Below are 21,924 nucleotides of genomic sequence, written 5' to 3'. Positions count from 1 at the left end.
ATATTTTTCAATAGCTCAGGCTTCAGGCATTTTATACAGAAGGGATCAACTCCTCCTGACCAGAGGGATTATTATCATACCAATTTCCCTGCGCCTTTAATACCTTTTCAATTACGTCCCTTACGCAGCCTTCGCCACCACTTTTGGGGGATATATAGGAACTGCTTGCTTTAACCTCTTCTACTGCATCAGCAGGACAAGCAGCGATACCCACAACTTTCATTACAGGCAAATCGGGAATATCGTCGCCCATATAAACAGTTTGATCAGCAGTGAGCTGGTGCTTGTTCAGGAAGTCGTTAAAGACATCGATCTTCTTATCAACTTTCAGATAAACATCAGTGATTCCCAAGCCATTCAGGCGTGACAAAACTGTTTGTGATTTACCTCCTGAAATCACACAGAAGAGATAGCCCTTTTTTACTGCCAATTGTAAGGCATAACCATCCTTTACATTAAATCTTCTCAACTGCTCACCAGTTTCAGTGATTAATATGGTGGAATCTGTAAGGACACCATCAATGTCAAGAACAAAGGCTTTAATATCTTTAAGTTTAGAAAGGAAGGACATAGTGTAAAAAAAGGGAGGTTTAAAAATAACAATCCCGGAAAAGGTTCCTTATCCGGGATGAAAAATCATTATTGATTGTCGCGCCACTCGTAAACCCAGGTGGACTGGATTTGCTCAAGGTGACCTTCGTTACAATCTTCACGTTTACCTACAAAGTTAGGAAGAGTTAAAACCCATTCCATAAGATCTGTAAAGCGAATGCGATATATTTTCGACTCGTCGAAGTCGTCGCCAAATTTCTCATATAATCCCATGGCGATATCTTCATAGTCGCTCCAGGTAAAAGGTAATGCAAATTTATCCTGACTCATAAAATATTAATGTCCTAAAAATTGAGTTTGATCTGGTAGAGTTACTTCAATATCACCATCAATCACTACACATTGACAGCCTAAACGTGAATTAATACGGGGATCAACAGCACGGTCGATAAAGTCTTCCTCCTTGTCAGAAATTTCCTGAAGATTGTCCATTCCTTTGTTAATGTAGATATGGCAGGTACTGCAACCACAAACACCTCCGCAATTATGCTGAAGTTCGATGCCGTTATCCATACAAACATCCAATACAGATTCGCCCTCTGCAATAGGAAGCACTACGCTTTCATGGTCAGCTTCTTCAAAATTTATTTTTATATTAAAAATCTTCATTGCTGCGCAAAATTATAAAAATTGTCTCCTCATTAAGACTTTTGATGGAAATTGATAATGTTTTGACTGATCAATTTATACAGCTCTTCTAATTCAGCCTTGCCTTTCAGGAATTCAAGGTGCTTATTTACAGTTATTTGATCATTCCTCACAGCCGGGCCGGTTTGCACCTCATGTGGGAAAAAACTTTGAACTTTCAATGAAGTTTCAGCTATCAAAGGCCGAAGTAGACCAAAGTCCAGCCCACTATCTTTTAGTATTCCGTTGGCGATAGTATAGAAGTGATTACTGAAGTTACAGGCAAAGACAGCCGCCACGTGCAGGGCTTTTCTTTTTTCAGAATCAAAAGTAACAGTAGTTTCAGAAATTGAGCTTGCTAATTCCTTAAGCGTGCTTTCAATTTCTGAAGTTCTTGCTTCGATAGCTATCGGAACAATTTCAAAATTCACAGCTCGTTGTTTAGAGAAGGTTTGAAGAGGATAAAACACACCAATTTTGTCAGATGCTTTTTCCAGCACCTCTATCCCTGTGGTTCCTGAAGTATGAACGAGCAATTTACTTTTAAAAGGAAAACTTTCACTTACTCCCTCTATTGCCGTGTCGGGTACGGAGATTATATATATATCCGCATTGGGATTTAATAAATCATAGGAGCTAATTCCTTCAGCAGAAAGTTGAGCGCCGAGTTCTTTTGCATTCTCTTCAGATCTACTCCAAACTTGAAGTATTGTGTGATGGTTCTCCTTCAAAGCTTTGCCCAAATGAGTAGCCACATTTCCGCTTCCTAGCAGAACAACCTTCATCTTATGCAGTCTTTACTTCCTTATTCCTTCTGAAAATTGAAAGAAGGAAACCTATAACCATTATGATAGTTCCACCCCAGTAGAGATTGATATAAGGGAATTTAATTGCCTTCATAACAATCCATTTCTTTTCAGCAGGCTTTTTCTCGAGTACTGTTAATTCAAGTTTTCCCTGCTGTGGGTCTATTTTAGAAAAACGTAGCTTTAGACCTTCTTCGTCAATAGCTTTACCAAAATCAAAGACGTTGCCACCTTTTATCAGGTATAATGGCTGGGCATTATAAACCTTGCCGTTGTTGTTATGTACTTCAAGATCTAAACCAATTGCTAAATCACCGGGAGCCAACTTAATTTTCTCAATATTTGCATTCCGGTTCACCCCCTTCACTATAATAAAGCCATTTCTGTACCTTACAGTGTCTCCAGGTGAAACCATAGTGATTGCCGGGGTGTCGTAAGACTCGTCAGAATGTGAACTCTCTTCAAGTTCGTGCTCATGCCCTCCGGTTTTCTCCTGCAAGGGAACACTACTTACGTGAGTGTAAATATCGTTTAAAAGATAATGTCTGGTATCTGGTGACGCTACAATAGAGCGCATTTTAGCATTCTGCTGAGCATTTGGGTAAAGAGTAAAGTTCTCCTTTATTTTACCATTGTTAACCACTTTGTAGTTAACCTTATAGAAGGTGTTTGGTCCTGCAATTGAATCACCAAGGTAAGTGACAGTGTATTTATCCATGCTAACGGGCTCGTTTTCGTAAAGCATGATGTTCTCTTTAGGATTATTCTCCTTTGCGAACTCTTCTCCGTACCCAGCGCCAGAATTATTTATTGAAATAACATTGTTTGTTGCAGCCGCCACCAGAGCGCCAATAACCAACAAAGCAAAGCCCATATGAGCTACAGATGAACCCGCAAGCTTCCATTTTCCTTTAAAGGCCTCTAAAAGGATCTTACCGTTACATATTAAGGAGAAAAATCCCGCGAAAGTTAGTACGATATACATCAAGTTGCTATGGATTTTTGCAAGGTAAACGAATGCCCCTGTAAAAACCACAGCGATAACGATCGTGGTTAACATTGATGAAAAGAATTTCTTCGGATCTGTATTTTTATACTTTAAAAATTGAGTGAACCCGGAAATGAAGGTAATGACCACAGCAAACGGCACCTGCCACTTATTGTAGTGAGCAATAACATCAACAGGAGGAGCTATTTTAGTTCCTAGGATAGCATTGATCACCGGACCGGAAGTAGTATATAAGATCTGACCACATGACAAAGCAAGAACCACTGCGCCAACAAATAACCAAAACTCGCGCGAGTAAGTTTCCTCGTCTTTCTTGGTAATTGGCATTTCCTTCCACCTTGCTACAATAAAACCTACAGTAAGAAGTACAAATACAGCGATATAAACGATCAGGTGACCAAACATACCAAGATCGGTAAACGAGTGAACCGAAGTTTCTCCAAGTATACCGCTTCGTGTAAGGAACGAAGCATATAATACAAGCACAAAGCTTATTAAGGTGAGAAAAGTAGCGGTAAAGTAAGAATGACCTGAATGCCGATAAGCAAGGATTACGTGCACAGCAGCAATTAGCGTAAGCCAAGGGATAATAGAGGCATTTTCAACAGGATCCCATGCCCAGAAACCACCGAAATTAAGCGCTTCGTAAGCCCAGAAAGACCCCATAATGATACCCGCCCCCAGTACCATTACAGCAAATAATGCCCATGGTAAAGCAACTGTTGTCCAGTCTTTAAATCTCTTTTCCCAAAGGCCACCGATAGCGTAAGCAAATGGAACTATCATTGAAGCAAAGCCCAAAAACAAGGTTGGAGGGTGAATAACCATCCAGTAATTTTGTAATAATGGATTTAAACCATTACCATCGGCAACTAGAGAAAGATAATCCGGCCGCGAGAAGATTGGAGCCTCTACTGCCTCCCTTAAAAGAATGAAAGGAGAACTACCGATCCGGGTTCCAAGTATCTCCACACCTAATAGCATAGAGGCAAGGAATACTTGTGATAACATCACAATAGCTAAAACAGAATTTTCCCAACTCTTAGCCCGCCAAACCAAAATATTAGCCAGGAAAGATTGCCAGAACATCCAGAGCCAGAAGCTGCCTTCCTGACCCTCCCAAAAACTCGAGATGATATAATGTGTAGGCAGAGATCTAGAAGAATGAGCCCAAGCGTAGTGGTATTCGAATAGATGGTTGTAAATTATATAGAATAAACAAGAGCCTATTCCAATGACAGCAAGGCTATTGACCCAGGTAGCTAAGCGACCGAGGTTGCGCCAGGAATTGTCTGGTAAGTCTTTTATTGTGGCAAAATAGTATGATATAGCCGCGAGAAGGGCCGAACCAAAAGACAATATGATAAAGAACTGGCCTAAACTACCAGGCAGAAGGTGTTCTCCTTCAAATTTTATATCCATTAATACTTCTTATATTTTTACTTCAGACGCGTCTGCTCCCCTAACTTCAACCTCGTTCTTATTGTATTTCGATGGACACTTCATTAATATCTTAGAAGCATGAAATTCTTCACCTACCATTCTCCCTGTCAAAACGATCTGCTCGGAACGCTCAAAATCCTGCGGTTTTGTTCCATTGAAAACAACCTTACAATTTTTGCCCTTATTATCATGCATGTAGAAAGCAAAGTAGTTGGCGTCCTGTTTTGGATTGTATATCAACTCTTTCCCTTTGTCCAACTTGCCAACAACGTGTAGCTCATCCTCTGTCTTCTGAGCATCAGCAAAGGTACCATAGGTGCTGGAATCAGCATAAGTGCTAATGATTACCCCTATAGCAATAGCAATAATAATAATTCCAATAATTGAACTCTTCTTCATGAATATTGTGTGTGTACTACTGACAAACGAATACGGTGCCGCAAAATTACAAATACATTACGATTTACAGAATGAAAGGCAGAGAGATTAATCAGAGTAGCGTCAAGAAGTTTTAAGTACTCGATTAGAACATAACCAGGAAAAACCCATCGGCCAAAGTATTTCTACTCAATGTTTTGATTATATACGGTAATAGGATCAGCTGGAGCAGTTCTGGTATGAGTGTTGTATTCCTAAAAGAGAAACCTAATAAAAAAATATGAGGCATCAGGATAATTTGTCTGAAGCAATGGAGGTATTTCTAAGGCAATTACCAGACCCTAATCTTGCGAAGGAACCTACCATAGTGAAAGAGATCAGCGTTAAGGGAAGAAAGGTAAAATTCACCGCCCAGAAATCAAAAGGCCTAACAGGAATGACTTGGAGGATTAACTCTATATCTTCAGAAAGCAAAGAAAGAAATTGAATTACAATTTATGAAGAAAACTTGTTTGAGCTTGGCTGCTCTACTGCTAGTTCATGATGTTTGGGCTTGTGTAAGCTGCAACGCTAAGGTACAGGAAGCGATCTATGATGATCGCTTTTTACCAAACCTTATCACAATGCTCTCAGCGTTTATCGTTCTTGGGATAGCAGTATTTGTATTTTCCTACTTATCCACAAGGAGCTATAAATCTAAATTAACAAAGGAAAATGGGGTTGCGCTTCCTGACCCAGTACCTTTGGCCACAGCATCAGTGGTAACAGGAATTGGCCTTGGTGGCTTTATAGATGGAATTGTCCTTCATCAGATCCTGCAATGGCACGAAATGATATCCTATCGCCTGCCACCCGCCACGTTGATCAATAAAAGTGTAAATATGTTTTGGGATGGAATATTTCATCTTTTCTGCCTTATTGTTGTATTTGTTGGAATATTCCTCATATGGAGACTCTTATTCAGGAACAACATTAATAAGTCGGGAAAACTCCTATGGGGAGGACTATTAGTGGGATGGGCACTCTTTAATATAATTGAAGGAGTTATAGACCATCAATTGCTGAAACTGCATAATGTAAGGGAGATCTCTGCAAATCCTGAGCTTTGGAATATAGGCTTTCTTTTGATCTCAATTATTATGCTGCTTGGAGGTGTTTTCCTTATGAAAAAACCTTCATGAGCAAAATCTCACAAACGGAGGATGAAACTAGCCTGATTGTTTTTCTTGTCGTTAAAAAACAATCAGACATTCAAGAAAAATCAAATGAATAGTATCTAAAGGAATATCCTGAAAATTTTCTCTCCCCTATTGCACATGTGATATTTTTAACATTACTTTGAACAACAAAGTTCTTTTAGATGAAAGAGGAAGATATTTACTCAGAATTGAGTTCGATCAGGAACCTGATGGAACGGTCTAGCCGTTTTATTTCTTTAAGCGGACTCTCAGGAGTACTGGCCGGAGTTTACGCGCTAACGGGAGCATTTATAGCGTACCGCCTAGTCTACAAAGAAGATAGTGGGTTACGGTTAAGGGACTTTTATGCTAATGATCCACTTGTACTCTGGCCACTTTTTGCTATTGCGATGGTAGTATTGGTGCTATCCGTTTTTACTGGAGTGTGGCTAACAATCAGACAGGCAAAAAGAAAGGGAGAAAATTACTGGAATCCGGTAAGTAAGCGCTTGCTTGCAAATTTATGTATCCCTCTTTTTACCGGTGGACTCTTTATCCTGGCTCTTATTGTACGTGGTGAATACGACATTATAGCACCTGTATCGCTGATTTTTTATGGGCTTGCACTTGTTTCTGGTAGTCAGTACACATATTCTGATGTAAAATTTCTTGGTTTTCTGGAAATAGCATTAGGTTTGTTAGCTGCTATCACACCCGGTTTCGGACTTATCTTCTGGGTAATAGGATTTGGCTTTCTACATATTTTATATGGGGCCATTATGCATTTTAAATACGACAAGTGAAAATATCATTAGAACAATTCGATAAAGCTTTTGAAAACCGGATACGATTACAAGTAATGAGCGTACTGGTTGCTAATGAGAATTATGACTTTAATTCTCTGAAAGATCTTTTGAATGTTACTGATGGTAATCTAGCCTCTCACCTCAAGGCTTTAGAAAAGGAAGAGTATATCACAGTTACCAAATCATTTATCGGGAGAAAACCGAACACACAATATGCAGCCTCTCCTAAGGGAAGAGAAGCTTTTAGAAAACACCTCGAAGCACTTGAAAATTTAATTAAACAGCAAAAAAAATAGGCTTTTTTTTATGCTCATACTTTGAAGTACAGAGTACTTTACTACTAACATTTCCGAAATAAATAACAGAAATTGCAGCTAGAAAAAGGGGCTGAAGAATTGCCCCCTATTAGAATACTATTAAAATATACCCTCGGCAGGAACAGTTTGAATTAAATGGGCAACCTGTTAACCTTTAATAATAATAAAACTCGGTTCTATCTGTTCCCTGCCCAAAGGGGAAATTAAACAAACACTGTAGAAAAGTTCAACAAATAAGATCCTTAAATTACACATTATGTCACAACTTGCATTCAATAAACGATACTTTATAATCGCCATTTTTCTTTTTATTGTAGAATTTTTGATCGGAAAATATGTTCACGACAACTTTGTAAGACCCTACGTAGGCGACTTTCTTATTGTAATTTTTCTTTATTGCTTATTGAAATCCTTCATAAATATTCCTGTCAAAGCCGCTGTTCTTACAGTTTTGATAATATCTTATATAATTGAAGCTCTTCAATACCTTAACTTCCTTGACATGATAGGACTTCGGGATTCAACAATTGCCAACTTAGTCCTGGGTAACTACTTTACCTGGAGTGATATTTTGGCTTATTCTTTGGGTGCCATTTCTACACTAATACTAGAGTTTAGTCCAAAAACACTACCGTTGAAAAACAGCTCTTTAATTAACAGCAAGCCAGAAGCATGAGATATTTTGTAAAAACTGATTCCATTGTGAGGAAGATATGGGGGAAAAGCGATACGATCCTGTTCATTTTTGCAGGCGCATCTGCGGAATTTGCTTTAAACAAAGCGGTCGACTGGCTTTACTTCACTGGGAAACTACCAGCAGATCCATTGGGACGATTATTCTCAACAGTAGCCTATGCACGGAGCATAGTTTTCTCTAACTATGTAGAGGCAATCGAAGCAATAGAAAAAATAACTCAAATACATGCGACGGTAGAAAAAAACAGAGGTGCAAAAATTCCTGACTGGGCCTACCGAGACGTGTTGTTTATGCTTATTGATTATAGTATCAGGTCATTTGAAGTATTAGAGCGAGAACTTACCAAGGCTGAAAAAGAAGAAGTATTTGACGTATTTTACAGGGTTGGAGAGCATATGGGAATTGCCTCTTTACCTTTAACTTACACCGACTGGCAGAAAATGCGTCAGGGCCATCTTAAAGAGAATCTTGAATTTAGTTCGTTCACTGGCCACCTCTATCAACAATATCGTAAACATCTTGGAATGGTAAGATTTCAGCTTTTGAAACAAGTCCAAAAACTTGTTGTGCCTGAGAAGGTAAGCGAGTTATTAGACTTGGGACAATTACCCTTGCTTCTACCAGTGCTTTATGTTTATAAGCTTATAAGAATGGTACGATTGGAGCAGATATTGAAGAATGCCATCCTTCCTCAAGAATACAAAATGCAAGTAGCAGATCTGGATGTTCCTATGGGGAAAAGTTTCAGTACAGCAAAGTAAATAGTTGATAACAGTTTAGGAATTATCCGCAAAGAGATCAGAAAACTGCCGAAAGCCTTTGCGGATAAATTCTGAAGCCTTAACCAAAAAGATTATTTGTAAACTCCATTCTAATTTTTGATTGGAAATTTTCAATTGTTCTGAAGATTTCTTTAAGCGTTACTCGTTCAATTTTTGTAAGGCGATTTGGATCAATGTAATTATCAGGAGGGGTATTATCGTAAATAATTTGACTTGCCTGTTTCTTTAAACGAAGCCCCATCAAGTAATAATAGGACTGCATGAGCTCGTTGTATTCTACATCGCTAAAAACACCACGGTCTTTCAAAGCCTTCAAACGCTCGCCTGTATTAACTTTAAAAATACGATTCTTTAAACTATAAACACGCACAAGGTCAACAATTGGTGTCATCGTTTTCTTTATATCAAAGACTTCCTGAGAACCGATTGTGATAGTTTTAATGTTCTTAAAGAAAGTAAGTGGAGGCTCGTATTGAAGAGAGTTCTTCGCCATATTCGCAAACAACTTCTCCATAGGCTTTTGTAGTTCCTCATCCAGAAAATCAAAAAGCTCGTTCATAATCGATTCTTCCCCGTAAACAAAGCGGCAATCAAAGAAGGTTGAAAACTTTATGACCGTTTCTGGCAGAGATTCTTGCATCCAGCTGGTGTAATTTCTCTTCCAGTGAGAAAGAGAATGAGTCCAATTAGGATTACTTGCCATAAACCCACCAGTACAATAGCTAAATCCAATAAAGTTAAGCTTATCCGAAACCATGGTTGCAAATTTCAAAAAGTACTCCCTTACCAGCTCCCTTTGCTCATTTGCTTTATCCTCGTAAATGATGGCATTATCCTGATCGGTTTTCAAGGTTTGCTCCTTTCTTCCCTCTGATCCTAATACCATGAAAACGAACTTTGCAGGTGGCTGACCCACTTCCTCAATTACACTTTCTATTACCTTTATTGCTATGGTATCCGCGACGGTGGTGATCACATCATTAACGATCTCAGAGTTTACTCCTCTACCGAGCAGCTGATTTACAAATTGAGGAACCATCTCCCATTTTGATTTCAACTCGTCAACCGAAAGGGCCAACTTAACAGATTGAATAAATACTAGTGGGGATTGGGCCTGCTCGCTTAATAACTTATTCCTGCTTATAAAGCCTTTAAACCCTCCATCCTCCTCAATAAGCAGATACCGCGTTTTTGTTCTGAACATCATCAGGATAGCTTCATATACATAGGCCTGACCACTTATCGAGACTATGGGATTATCCATAATATTAGCTACAGGCTCTGCGACATCCCCACGTTTAGCTATAATCTTGTCCCTAAGGGTAATATCTGTTAGATAACCGATGATCTTACCCTCATAATTTCTTACAAAAAGACAGCTTAACCTATTTTCTGCCATTAATGTTGCGGCTTCATGTGCTGGTGTATCAGGAAGGCAAGATATTATTTCACGAGGCTCAACACTATCGACTCTCCGGGTGTACAGTTGTTCTGAGGCGATGTAGCTCTCTTCGAAAGTTGCAGGGGCTTTTGCGAAATGGGCGAAATCGTCGTTTAACATTCGCCGTCCATATTCTTTGGAGAAGTAATGAAAGAACTCCTCTGAAGCTTTACATAAAGCTTTAAAGTCCTTACGCGGGAGAGAAAAAACTTTGGTTCCTTTCTTAGCAATTACTGAGCGTAGCGATTTCTTTCGATTTAACAACACAGAAACACCGCCGTAACAATAGCCCGGACCATGGTGTTCAACGAGGCGTTTGTTATGGGCAGTGTCATAGAAGAATGACTCGTATTCGCCTTCTACAATAATATCTACGCCTTTCATCTTAGTCACTTCCTGATGGTATAGCAGAAGATCTTTGCTATAAGTTACTTCTGTTAGAAGTTCGGCAACGGTACGTAACACCTTATCAGGAAGGACATTAAAAGGTTTAACCTTTTTTATAATTTCAAAACGTTCGTTCATACGGAAAGGGCAATCAATAAAATGAAAAGAAGAATTATAGAAAAGAAAGCCCACGAATTACGGGTTTCTTTCTTTGGCTTTAAAGCTAGATCAAGTGGACTACTGTCTACCAGCTGTTCGGAAAGATCACCCCGCTTTAATAACTCGAAAAAACAATCAGCTGTAGCTTTAGCATCATATATAGCATTGTGAGGTTTAATCAAATGAGCATGAAATAGATGGTCGTACAGCTCGCCTAACTTCATGAATTTCCTCTGGGGATTTTTTACGAACTGAGTAGTTGCCATCATGGTGCAAAATGCTGGAAGCCCGGAGCCTTCTATTGGGTTAGGAATATTAGAGCGATAAAAGTCAGCAGCAAGAACATGGTAATCCAGTTCCATAAAGTGTCCAATTACCATTGGTTGGTAATTCACCAGATCATCATATAGTTTCTGCATAACTTCATTCCGGTTTTCCCCATGCGTTGCGAGATACTCTGAAGTTATTCCGTGAATTTTGATCGATGATGAACTAATAGTAAAGTCCTGATCCTTAATATAATGGTCTTCGCGTTTAATTTCTCTACCCTCTTTATCAAAAATAAGCCAGGAGGTTTGGACTGAGTGGGGCCAGTTATTCGGTTTCGAGTAAGGTTCGTTCCACTTTTTTGGTAGACCAGATGCTTCGGTGTCTATGAATAAAAGATATTGATTCACAATTTTAAGTATATCCATTTTAATCGGCCCGACTGAAATGGTTAGTACTCAAATATACTGCTCAGGGAATGAAAAAGAAAAGATAAAACACCAGGAATTAAAAAGAAATCCCGGCACTGGCCGGGATTCTGCGTTAATAATAATTATTGATATTGATAATGTGCTGTTTCTGAAGATTTTTTCGTCACAATGTAGAAACTCTTCCAGCACTTTGCGCAATGGTACTTTTTTAGTGATTGAGTTCCAAAGGTCATCATTCGTACCAAAGCAGATTTCCTTACCCTTTCAAAATCCTTTGAATTACATCTAGAGCAAGTTTTCTCATTTATATCTCCGAATCGAATCATAATAAATTCTCCTTTTCCTTATTAAAACTTCAAAAACCAATCCAACAAATTAGCTTTTCCTTAAGCGTTAAGGCCGAAAATTAATAATAACGAACTTTCGACAAGATAGAAAGAAATTTTACAAAAACAAAAAAGAAACTGATTATGAATGCTTTAGAAAACCTTGAAAAAGTTTTCTAATTCCAAAATAGGGCTTGCGGGACCTTGCAAAACAATATTTGGAGACTTATATGCGAAGATCATAAATAATTTAATTGTCCACTAAAGTGGAGAATTGATGAAACACCGGCAAAATGAGTAATTAACAGATCGAAATGCAGGAATAAAAGTACGAGAATCCTATGATCCAATTTCTTTTAAAACATTATCAATCCTCAGCTCCATTGTTTCCAGGGTAGCAAATCCTCTTGCAACCATAAAGAAATGGTTATCTGCCGATTGAATAAAGGCTGCAGGGTAATTACTTACTTGTAGCTGACGCGCAAGTGCAAACTCGTAATAAGCGTCCTGTTTAAACTGCTCCAAATGCGTCTTGTATATAAATTCATCGGGATCGATACCGAAATTGACCGCGTGATAGCGATAAAGATCGTCACCGTTGGGATCTTTACCCTCGTAAAAAATTGATTGTTGCAGATCGTATATAAAATCGAAAACTTTTGATGGACTAACAGTTTTAAAAACGTTAAGGGCAATTGCAGGTCGCTCCGAGTCGAAGATCATGGATCCTTTATCCAATTCATGCAGAAAAGCTTCGCCAAAATCGATACCGGTTAGTTCTTCGACTTGTTTGTAATCTTCCTTGAAATTAGGATACACAACAGAGACAGGGCCTGTCCGGGTACCGGTGATCATCCCTCCGCTTAAAACCTCGAACTCAAATTTATCTTTGTATTTACTTTGCACAGCCTTTATAACCGGGGAATACCCATAACACCAGGTACAGAGTGCGTCGAATATGTAAATGAATTTCAATTGCATTGGAACGGGGTTAAAGTATCAGCAGTGTTTGTGCTGATACTTTTAACTATTAATGTTCTACACGTAAAAATGTTTAAACAGTTTTCACGTCTTTTTCGTCATAGCTTTCAATGTCTGTTATATAATTATTGCTTATTAGGAACTCAAAAAGGGGCTTTGCTTCCTTCGAAACAGGCATATTCTTAGTTGTGATAATTTCATTGTTCTTCTTATCGAGGTAGGGATATGCGTAAAGTTTCACATTTCTACTGAACAGATCACTCACGTAAGCTAAAAGCTCGTCGGTGTAATGTTCTCCGAAACTTGCCGCGTCAAAAATACGCTTAAGATTGGCTATGTTAGTTGAAATACCAACGCTATTTGGCCGGCAGCGAGAAAGATACTGTGCAACTTTGTGATTTCTTGTAAAGTTAGACACTATCACATTGTTTCCGGTTGCACAAAGTTCTTCTGCTCTATTCGCAAACTCCTCAAGCTCTTCAGTGGTTAACTCTGATGATTCATCCTGGTTCAACTCGCTTGTCATCAGCACCTCAATTAGCACTTCCAGATTTTCACCTTTTATATTCTGGGTTCGTTTGAATTGCTCCACCGCCCTATTGAAGAGGTCGAAATTTGGTGTAGATTTCTGCTTATACTTGGTTCGTAGAATCATAATATCTTTCTTGTACAAAAGATCTTTTGATTGACAAGCATTACCCTTTTCATCAAATATTGCAGCTCCCGAAAATCCTTTAGCAATCAGATAAAGGTTAACAAGGCGGTCATTTGCATTTTTAAAAACTGGACCTCGAAGGTTGATCAGGTCGATTTCTACAGAACCAATTGACAAATTATCAACCAGGGATTCTATCATTAATTGGATATCATGACTATGATAATAGGCCGCATAAACAAGGTTAACACCTATCACCCCTAAGACATTTTGTTGCAAGATCGTATCTGTATCCAATAATCTTACATGGAGAATAATATCATTGTGTTCTCCACCTGCAGTGGTCTGAAAGCGTATTCCAAGCCAACCATGTGGATCGTTAGTCTTATTAAAGTTTAATGTACTAACAGTGTCTGCAAAAGCGAAGAATTTATGACCTGCATATTTATCCCCTATTAAACGTTCTGACAACAAGGCATACTCGTGTGCCAGCATCTTCTCAAGTCTTGACTTACTTACATACCGGCCTGATTTTTCGGCGCCGTATATAGAATTACTAAAAACCATGTCATAAGCCGACATTGTTTTAGCTATGGTACCAGATGCTGCTCCGGCTGTAAAAAAATTTCTTGCAACTTCTTGGCCGGCCCCGATCTCTGCAAAGGTTCCGTAAATGGCTGGGTCAAGATTTATTCTGAGTGCTTTTCTTTTTGTTTCGGGAATTTCTCTCTGCATGCTTTCAAAAATATATTTTTTCGATAATAGAAAGAGGTTTTAAAGCGGTATTTGTTTAAGATTTAACAAAGTTAGGGTACCAAAGTTAACCATGACTTTGCCTGTAGTATTTATTATCAGCAAGTATCAACTCATTGTTAAGTGGTTAACACAAAAACAATACTCAATTGTTTAGATTAGATAAAACTCAAAAAACGATGGGCTTATTTCGATTATTACTTACAGGTGCTGCCGTAGCAGCAGGGGTACATTACGTTACTAAGAAACGTCCTGATGGAACGTCAATGATGGATGACTTTAAAGCTAAAGCGCCGGAATGGAAGGAAAAAGCAAAGCCTTATATGGACAAGGTGGAACCTTACATTAATCAGGTAAAGGATCAGTTTACAAAAATGACTGAGAACGAAAAACCAAAAACAAATGGCTTTGCATCCAATCCAGACCCTGCATCGGGAATAGGAACTCTATAAATAATAATCAGGCCGTCTGTCAAAGACGGCCTGATTATAAAAAAGAATCCGGAAAAGTGGGCTAATTGAATAGCCTTCGTGATTCGTTACAATAACTCCTACAGTCTTACACTCTTCTTTAATTTGATGTTATCAGAAGCTGCACCCACCAGTATTTCGAACTTGCCTAGCTCCATTTTCCACTGACCTGCTTTCTCATCGTAAAACATAAAAGCATTTTCATCGAACGTAAGGGTAAGTTCTCTCGATTCACCAGGATTCAGGAACACTTTTTCAAAGGCTTTTAGCTCCTTTTCTGGTCTCTTCACTGCTGACTTTGGGTCTTTAACATAAGCTTCCACAACCTCCGCTCCTGCCCTTTGCCCTGAATTAGTTATGGTAAAGCTAGCTCTAACCGTACTACCTGACTTACTTACCTTCAAACCCTTATAATCGAACTTAGTGTAGGATAATCCGTGTCCGAAAGCAAACTGAGGCTTCACTTTATAAGTATCAAAGTAACGATACCCTACAAAAATATCGTCCTTGTAATGAACATTAATGCTATCACCCGGATATTCACCTAATTTATGTGCAGGTGAGTCTTCCAGCTTTTTAGGCCAACTAAAGGTAAGTTTGCCTGAGGGATTTATGTCTCCAAATAAAACTTCCGTAATTGCATTTCCACCTTCTTGACCCGGATAGCCAACTTGTAAAATAGCTTTTGCTTTGCCCTCCCACTTAGTGATATCTAAAGGACCGCCCCCGAATAATACAACTATTGTATTGGGGTTTGCATCAATAACTGCAGAAATCAATTCGTCCTGCCCGAAAGGCATATTCATATCTGGTTTATCTACACCTTCAGCATCGAATGCGTTGTCGTTCCAAATACTGTAATTATAGCCGTGCGTCCACCCTCCAAAAACAACAGCCACCTCTGCATTTTTCGCAGCGTCGACTGCTTCAGCGATAAGTTTCTCGTCGGCCTTTGCTTTTCTTGTAATAGCGTAACCTTGGGCGAACTTAATTCCAGCTGTATTTCCAACGCAAGCCCTGATACCCTCTAAGGGTGTGACTTCATATCTTGGGCGTACCTGGGAGCTCCCTCCCCCCATTGAGTTCTTCCGGTTAGCATTAGCACCAATAACTGCTATTGTTTTTACCCCTGTTTTTGAAAGTGGAAGTACATTATTCTTATTCTTCAAAATAATGATGCTTTCCTCTGCAACCCTTTTTGCAACTGCGGCATGATCAGAGGTTGCATGAGCCCCCGGACTACGCTTTGCATTGATCATATTGGTCTTGAACATCACCCTTAAAATACGGCGCACTTTATCATCTATTACTGATTCTGAAACCTGACCTGATTTAACCATCTGTAAGGCTGGCGCCGCCATATAGAATTGATCAAATGTTTTTGCCGGCGTTCCAATATCTGTACCCATTTCAAGATCGGCCCCTCCCATCAGGGCCTCCTTCGTAGAATGGATCGCTCCCCAATCACTCATTACCAAGCCCTGAAAGCCCCATTCTCCTTTCAATATTTTATTTATAAGGTAATCGTTATATGTACAGAACTCGCCCCGGAACCTATTATATGCCCCCATCAATGTATTTACTCCCCCTTCCACTACAGCGGCTTTAAACCCAGGGAGATAAATTTCCCTTAAAGCCCTCTCGCTCATCTCTACATTTATCCCATCCCTCCGGATCTCCTGATTATTGGCCAGGTAATGCTTTATACAGGCAGATACTCCCTGGTCCTGTACTCCTTTTATATAGCCTACCACCATCTTGGATATTAAATAGGGATCTTCGCTCATGTATTCAAAGTTTCGCCCGTTAAGAGGGGTACGAAGAATGTTAATTCCGGGTCCAAGGATCACGTCTTTACCTCGCCATTTCGCCTCGCTTCCCAATACTGCACCAAACTTATACCCTAGTTCAGGGTTCCAGGTAGAAGCCAGGTTTAATCCAACAGGCAGGTAGGTTGACGAATCGTTCCCTTTGTTATCAAGCACCCAGTCGCGACCATGTTCAGGACGAACACCATGGGGGCCGTCCGAAGTAACAAGCTCGGGTATACCCAGGCGCGGAACACCTCCCGATGTGAAGGAAGAGTTCCCATGCAGCATAGTGATTTTTTCTTCCAAACTAAGCTGCTTCAGCAGTGCCTCAACTTTCCCCTCGATAGCAGGATCTCTTTGCTGTTGAGCCTTTACCGGGGCCTTTGAAAAGATAAAGAAGCTTAGGATCAAGCATCCTATTACATTTTTTTTCATGTGCGGTTAAGTAGTAGTATTAGTTTATAGTATTTTGCCTCTAAGGAAATAGTAACATCTTAATATTCTTTCGGTTCAAGATTAATTCGATTAAACCTGGACAATGAATTCAAACTCAAATCAAAGTAGGTATCATTATTGGATACAGATCTTTTAACGATCATTTTAATTCAACCAGTAGTTTCACTTCTTTCCCTTTGAGAAGTTTAACTGAATAACATTCATCCCTTATTTTGTTAAGCTTTGCTCCTGAATGAGATTTCAGTTCATGAGGAAACTTTAATTCAATATTTTGATCAATTCGAGAATAAAGCTTTAATTCAACGCTTTTACCCGCCCAGGAAAGTTTGTTTAGAACAACTTGTCCTCTTAGACCAACACCTTCTATTGTTCCGGTCTCCCAGGCAGAAGGTAAAGCAGGAAGTACCTCAAGTTTTCCAACTTCAGACTGCGCCAGCATCTCTATTATTACCGCAGGTAAACCTCCGCTTATATCTGTATTAAAGAGCTCCCCCACGTTATGAAATGACCCCATACCGGTGGACCAGTATTTAGAAGAAAGCCAGTTCACTAGTTGACCTGCTTTTTCGGCTTCATGCAGATGTGCTGCTACCAGACCTAATTGAACTAAACCGAATGCCATCTCTCCCCCGCCTTCCTTAATCCTGAATTTCATTTTTTCGTCTACTGTTCGATTTGCTGCGGTAAGAAGTATCGGGTTTTGTTTAAAATCGGGGTCGACACCATCATAGAGGGCATATAGTTGTGATGAATGTCGATGAGCATGATTTTCTTCCAAACCTGCCCATAGCCATTCTCTTAAGCTACCATCCTTTGCTACCTCATATTCTGGCAATGATGCAAGGATTGTTGCCCAGAGTTTCACTTTATCCTGATCAGTCTTTAATAGCTTAGCTGTAGCTATACAGTTGCGGAACAACTGCTTGGCTATCATTATGTCCATTGTAGCATTTATAGTTGCCTGAGATGGATTGTTCGAAGGATTGTTTTCAGGTGAATAAGAGGGATTAAAAATAAGCTTACCATTTTTATCTTTAGTAAGGAAATCCTCAAAGAATTGTGCGGATTCTTTCATAAAGGGATATGCTCTTTCTTTAAGGAATTTGAAATCACCCGTATACAAGTAGTAATCATAAAAGAACTTTGACGTCCAGCCGGCGGCTCCGTTCCAGAAGGTCAGACACCAAATGTCGCCGAAATCAGTATCCAAACCGCTATTGCTTGTATGGGCAGGAATTCGAATTCCTCCTGCTCCATAAAGCCTATTTGCATTCTCCCTGTAGGTGGGCAAATAACGCTCATGGTATGCAAAGAATGCCTCCATTAATTCGGGCATATTGCCACTGAATAAACTAGCCACTGCAGTTGCAAGATTACCATCATGAGTAAAATCCCCGTTCCAGGGAGCTGACCAGGTACCGCTCCATAATCCTTGAAGGTTTGGTGGATTTGTTCCCGTTGAGCTTAAGATATTGTATCGACCAGCATCGTAAACCTTCTCAATCAAGGCAGGCGAAACGGTCTGCTTTGCAAGAAGTAATAGTTCTTCTGCATGAAGCAAACGAGCTTCTTTTGAAGCATTTAAACTTAGTTTTGATCGATTAAACAAAGCTCCATGAATAGCGATATGTTTTGAAAGAAGATTTTCATAGCTCTTTCCCAGCTCGTCTATCTCTCTCTTAAGAGTTTCGGTTCCTGAGGTGGAGTAATTTCTTGTTGGACGGATCTTAATTAACAAAAGCACCTCGTCTGCATCGGTAATCTTTACTTTGTTTCCCTGCGTTTCACTTTTGCCGTTGAAAACAATAAGTTTACCGAGCCCTTCATAACCCTGTAACCCATCTTTATAGTTATTCTTAAACCGGCAACGATAGTTCAGCCAGGAGCCTTCGGCTTGGATCTTAGTTTCTGCCACATTTCTCTTAACAAATTCAGACTGTGTCCATTGGTAAGGAACCATTTCCAAATGAAAAGAGGCGTTTATTTTTGTCGTTCCTTTAATAGATATAATGATAACACTATCCGGACGAGACGCGAAGACAGTCCTGGAAAAGGTTCCCTTTCCATCTTGCCATGCTACCGTTGCTTCACCCGTAGAAAAATTAACAGATCGCTGATATTTAGTAATATTAGATGGTTCCTGCTCTATTTTAACTTCAAATGCTGGTATAAAAGGATCTCTTGCCTGGGTAAAGCCTTCTTTTTCTCTAAGAGCTACCGGAATCTTCGCGGCCTCGGATCCTTTACCTTCTATAATCAATTTCCGGATTTCTGAAAGCCTGGATGCTTGATCAATTGGAGTTTTCGGCTCAGCTACTGGAATATACAATTGATTATGACTTAGTATTACTGTTTCTGCATGGGGTTGGCCTATCACCATGGCACCCATAGTACCATTTCCTGTCAACAAACTATGTTCCCAATTCTGTGCTGGTTGCCAGGACGTAAAGCCTCTCTCGGGAGCAACAAAGGGATCAAATGTTTGCGCAATTGCGGGTGAGGCAGCAAGCAGAACTAAAAAATATTTCAATCTGGAAAACATGCAGAATTGTATAATTAATTAAGATAAATGAGGGTACTAAGGTAGTCCTCTTAGTATATATGCCTATTGATTCCGCTTATTCGAGTTCTAACTCTATCCTTGCGCTTTGAAGTCCGGCAGAACCAGCCTCTACCACCACCTTTCCTTTCTTTTCCATTGATCGTATAATTGCAAGGGCAAGACCGTTAAATGCTTTCCGGTAATTTGCCTTGAACGATTCCATACTGGTCGGTGATCCATTGTCTACTGCAGTCACTTCAGCCTCACCTTGCACCTTGAAGGTAATGAGGTGTTCCGCATCCGGAATCATATTGCCATTGTTATCTTCAACCTTGGCAGTTATGAAAGAAAGATCCTTGCCATCTGCCTTGATCTTTGAGCGATCAGCAGTGAGAACAATTTTTGTTGGCTTCCCAGCTGTGCTTATTTGCCTAGTCAGGACTACTTTTCCGTCCTTTCGTGATACAGCTTTTAGTACTCCGGGCTCATATTTAACCCTCCACATTACATGGTAGTCGTCGGTTTTTGATTTGGAGCCCAGAGACCTGCCATTCAGAAAAAGTTCTACTTCGTCGGCGTTATTGTAATAGGCCCAGACGTCGATATCCTGTCCCGGTGTCCAATTCCAGTGGGGCAATAGATGCAATACAGGCTTTTTAGTCCACACACTTTGATACATATAATAGGAATCCTTTGGAAAGCCAGCAAGATCAATGATCCCGAAATACGAACTACGAGCAGGCCACGGGTATGGAGTTGGTTCACCAAGATAATCGAAACCAGTCCAAATGTACATTCCTGAGACATGATCCAGTCGCTCAAACTCCTTTAGAGTTTCTTCATGAGTGGATCCCCAAGGTGCATGGCAGTTATCGTAAGCAGAGCAAGTAAGGTCGGGGTTTCCGGTAAGTAAAGGCTTGTCCCAGGCAGGAGGCCAGAGACGTATACTGTCCGAACGCATATCGTAATGCCCACGGGTTTGTAAAGCTGAGACGGATTCTGTAACAATAAATTTCTTTTCAATACCCCAGGTTTTATGGAAATCTTTAAACTTACTGTGGTTGTAATTATATCCGATTATATCTAGTGCGCCAGACTTAATTAAATTGTTCCAGGGATTAACTTCATTATTTGCAGTAGTTACAGGACGGGTTTTGTCGAGCCGTTTAACAATACCAACCAGTTCTCGGGTTATTTCCCTGCCAGAGGTGTCTCCCTTCGCTTCGTCGCCCCATTGCTCCTGAATTTCATTCCCTACGCTCCAGATAAAGACACTGGGGTGATTTCTATCCCGAAATACCTGATCTTCTAGGTCTTTCACATGCCATTTATCCCAATCCCTACTATAATCAAAAGGATTCTTTCCCTTCTTCCACAAATCAAAAGATTCGTCCATTACGATAAAGCCCATCTTATCACAAAGATCAAGAAGCTCTGGTGCGGGCGGATTATGAGAAGTTCGGATGCCATTACATCCCATTTCCTTTAGTAGTTCGAGTTGTCGTTCTGCAGCCCTTACGTTAAAAGCAGCCCCGAGAGCGCCAAGGTCGTGATGATTACAAACACCTCGTATCTTCAGTTTTTTACCATTAAGCGAGAAGCCATTAGAGGCATCAAAATTGAAAGAACGGATACCAAATGTGGTTTCATAAGAATCAACTGCTCTTCCGCCAATACTTATTTTAGTTACGGCCTTATAAAGGTGTGGTTGGACATCCGACCATAATGAAGGATTAGGTATAGCGACAGACTGAACAAAGTCCTTCGAATCATCACTTAAAGTAAAAGAAGAGGATGCACTTGTTACTAACTTGCTTTTAGGGGAATAAATTTCCGTTATCAATACTGCTTTCCCTGCATTTTTAGAGGTATTCCGAACTTTGGTTTGAATGTTGACAAGAGCGGAAGCCTGAGTTACTTTGGGGGTAGTTATGAAAGTTCCCCAGTTGTCTACAAACACTTTTCCTGTTGTTGTCAGGTATACACTTCTGTAGATACCAGATCCGGAATACCATCTTGAATTTGGTTGCTCAGCATTATCAACCCGAACGGAAATGATATTCGTTGAACCGTAATTAAGGTAAGGTGTAAGATCATAGCGGAAAGAAATATAGCCGTTTGGGCGAGTACCCAGAGATTTGCCATTAATCCAAACCTCACTATTGCGATATACACCTCCAAAGTCAATAAATACAGATCTTCCCTTTGAGGATGACGGCATAGTGAAAGCTTTACGGTACCACCCTATTCCTCCGGGCAAAGCACCCCCACCCTGACCTGCAGGATTTTTTTCATCAAATTTACCCTCAATACTCCAGTCGTGCGGTAAAGAAAGGGATCGCCATTTGCTGTCGTCGAAAGAATTGTCGCTTGCCTTTGGCTCATCTCCCAAATAGAACTTCCAGCCTTTGTCAAAGTTCTGAATAACCCGGTTCTGAGCTCTGGCAGTGATTAGCTGAAATAAAAGTGGAACTATTAAAAAGATTATTCTAAGTCTGTGTTTATGCATGTGAAATTTTGGTTTCTGCAGTAAATTACTTCTTTCTACTTGGTTGAAGCTCTATGTTCAATATTGGAAACATTAATAAAA

Annotated in this window: 20 protein-coding genes; 7 read left to right on the top strand and 13 right to left on the bottom strand. The window is 39.9% G+C overall.

Annotation, left to right across the window (positions count from 1 at the left end):
• Positions 1-31: 31 nt before the first annotated feature.
• The 6 genes from J4N25_RS12780 to J4N25_RS12755 all read right to left on the bottom strand — a co-directional run bounded on the left by J4N25_RS12780 (position 32) and on the right by J4N25_RS12755 (position 4,896).
• On the bottom strand, positions 32-571 hold the full coding sequence (locus J4N25_RS12780) for a KdsC family phosphatase (protein WP_207422599.1): 540 nt from the start codon (positions 569-571) through the stop codon (positions 32-34).
• Positions 572-639: 68 nt separating this feature from the next.
• A complete protein-coding gene (iscX, locus tag J4N25_RS12775; RefSeq protein WP_207422598.1) occupies positions 640-882 on the bottom strand; it encodes a Fe-S cluster assembly protein IscX in 243 nt (80 codons plus the stop codon).
• Positions 883-888: 6 nt separating this feature from the next.
• Positions 889-1,221, bottom strand: coding sequence for a 2Fe-2S iron-sulfur cluster-binding protein (locus J4N25_RS12770; RefSeq protein WP_207422597.1), 333 nt, complete (start codon positions 1,219-1,221; stop codon positions 889-891).
• 32 nt (positions 1,222-1,253) lie between these two features.
• A complete protein-coding gene (locus J4N25_RS12765; protein ID WP_207422596.1) occupies positions 1,254-2,024 on the bottom strand; it encodes a Rossmann-like and DUF2520 domain-containing protein in 771 nt (256 codons plus the stop codon).
• Position 2,025: 1 nt separating this feature from the next.
• Positions 2,026-4,476, bottom strand: coding sequence for a heme lyase CcmF/NrfE family subunit (locus J4N25_RS12760; protein WP_207422595.1), 2,451 nt, complete (start codon positions 4,474-4,476; stop codon positions 2,026-2,028).
• A gap of 9 nt (positions 4,477-4,485) precedes the next feature.
• Positions 4,486-4,896 (bottom strand): cytochrome c maturation protein CcmE domain-containing protein, encoded by a 411-nt coding sequence (locus J4N25_RS12755; protein ID WP_207422594.1) that lies wholly within the window; start codon positions 4,894-4,896, stop codon positions 4,486-4,488.
• 259 nt (positions 4,897-5,155) lie between these two features.
• Between J4N25_RS12755 and J4N25_RS12750 the strand changes: the two genes are divergently transcribed.
• The 6 genes from J4N25_RS12750 to J4N25_RS12725 all read left to right on the top strand — a co-directional run bounded on the left by J4N25_RS12750 (position 5,156) and on the right by J4N25_RS12725 (position 8,634).
• On the top strand, positions 5,156-5,362 hold the full coding sequence (locus J4N25_RS12750) for a hypothetical protein (protein ID WP_207422593.1): 207 nt from the start codon (positions 5,156-5,158) through the stop codon (positions 5,360-5,362).
• A gap of 10 nt (positions 5,363-5,372) precedes the next feature.
• The gene (locus J4N25_RS12745) at positions 5,373-6,056 is read left to right on the top strand and encodes a DUF2243 domain-containing protein (RefSeq protein ID WP_207422592.1); all 684 of its coding nucleotides are present in this window, start codon (positions 5,373-5,375) and stop codon (positions 6,054-6,056) included.
• 179 nt (positions 6,057-6,235) lie between these two features.
• The gene (locus tag J4N25_RS12740) at positions 6,236-6,856 is read left to right on the top strand and encodes a hypothetical protein (protein ID WP_207422591.1); all 621 of its coding nucleotides are present in this window, start codon (positions 6,236-6,238) and stop codon (positions 6,854-6,856) included.
• Complete coding sequence (locus J4N25_RS12735) at positions 6,853-7,155, top strand: winged helix-turn-helix domain-containing protein (RefSeq protein WP_207422590.1); 303 nt, start codon at positions 6,853-6,855, stop codon at positions 7,153-7,155. Before J4N25_RS12740 ends, J4N25_RS12735 begins: the two co-directional genes overlap by 4 nt.
• Positions 7,156-7,432: 277 nt before the next feature.
• Positions 7,433-7,852, top strand: a complete 420-nt coding sequence (locus tag J4N25_RS12730) for a ribosomal maturation YjgA family protein (RefSeq protein WP_207422589.1) — start codon at positions 7,433-7,435, stop codon at positions 7,850-7,852.
• Entirely contained in the window at positions 7,849-8,634 is a 786-nt protein-coding gene (locus J4N25_RS12725) for an oxygenase MpaB family protein (RefSeq protein ID WP_207422588.1), read from the top strand. Before J4N25_RS12730 ends, J4N25_RS12725 begins: the two co-directional genes overlap by 4 nt.
• A gap of 79 nt (positions 8,635-8,713) precedes the next feature.
• On the opposite strand, the gene J4N25_RS12720 is transcribed toward J4N25_RS12725, so the two are convergent.
• The 4 genes from J4N25_RS12720 to J4N25_RS12705 all read right to left on the bottom strand — a co-directional run bounded on the left by J4N25_RS12720 (position 8,714) and on the right by J4N25_RS12705 (position 14,037).
• Positions 8,714-10,621 carry a DUF294 nucleotidyltransferase-like domain-containing protein gene (locus J4N25_RS12720; RefSeq protein ID WP_207422587.1) on the bottom strand — a complete coding sequence of 636 codons (1,908 nt, stop codon included), beginning with the start codon at positions 10,619-10,621 and terminating at the stop codon, positions 8,714-8,716.
• Positions 10,618-11,337, bottom strand: coding sequence for a 3'-5' exonuclease (locus tag J4N25_RS12715; protein ID WP_242695895.1), 720 nt, complete (start codon positions 11,335-11,337; stop codon positions 10,618-10,620). Before J4N25_RS12715 ends, J4N25_RS12720 begins: the two co-directional genes overlap by 4 nt.
• Before the next feature lie 668 nt (positions 11,338-12,005).
• Entirely contained in the window at positions 12,006-12,647 is a 642-nt protein-coding gene (locus J4N25_RS12710) for a DsbA family protein (protein ID WP_207422586.1), read from the bottom strand.
• A gap of 73 nt (positions 12,648-12,720) precedes the next feature.
• Positions 12,721-14,037: a nicotinamide mononucleotide adenylyltransferase gene (locus J4N25_RS12705; RefSeq protein ID WP_207422585.1), complete on the bottom strand. Its 1,317-nt coding sequence runs from the start codon at positions 14,035-14,037 to the stop codon at positions 12,721-12,723.
• A 197-nt stretch (positions 14,038-14,234) separates the two neighbouring features.
• On the opposite strand from J4N25_RS12705, the gene J4N25_RS12700 reads away from it, so the two are divergent.
• On the top strand, positions 14,235-14,507 hold the full coding sequence (locus tag J4N25_RS12700) for a hypothetical protein (RefSeq protein WP_207422584.1): 273 nt from the start codon (positions 14,235-14,237) through the stop codon (positions 14,505-14,507).
• A 98-nt stretch (positions 14,508-14,605) separates the two neighbouring features.
• On the opposite strand, the gene J4N25_RS12695 is transcribed toward J4N25_RS12700, so the two are convergent.
• The 3 genes from J4N25_RS12695 to galB form a co-directional block, all read right to left on the bottom strand.
• Complete coding sequence (locus tag J4N25_RS12695; protein WP_207422583.1) at positions 14,606-16,771, bottom strand: glycoside hydrolase family 3 C-terminal domain-containing protein; 2,166 nt, start codon at positions 16,769-16,771, stop codon at positions 14,606-14,608.
• Positions 16,772-16,931: 160 nt separating this feature from the next.
• Entirely contained in the window at positions 16,932-19,322 is a 2,391-nt protein-coding gene (locus J4N25_RS12690) for a glycosyl hydrolase family 95 catalytic domain-containing protein (protein WP_207422582.1), read from the bottom strand.
• A gap of 88 nt (positions 19,323-19,410) precedes the next feature.
• Positions 19,411-21,843: a beta-galactosidase GalB gene (galB, locus tag J4N25_RS12685; protein ID WP_207422581.1), complete on the bottom strand. Its 2,433-nt coding sequence runs from the start codon at positions 21,841-21,843 to the stop codon at positions 19,411-19,413.
• Positions 21,844-21,924: the final 81 nt, after the last annotated feature.

The sequence above is a fragment of the Desertivirga brevis genome, from assembly GCF_017355835.1.
The sequence above is the reverse complement of the archived record's forward strand: the minus strand, read 5'-3'. Positions and strand labels throughout refer to the sequence as shown.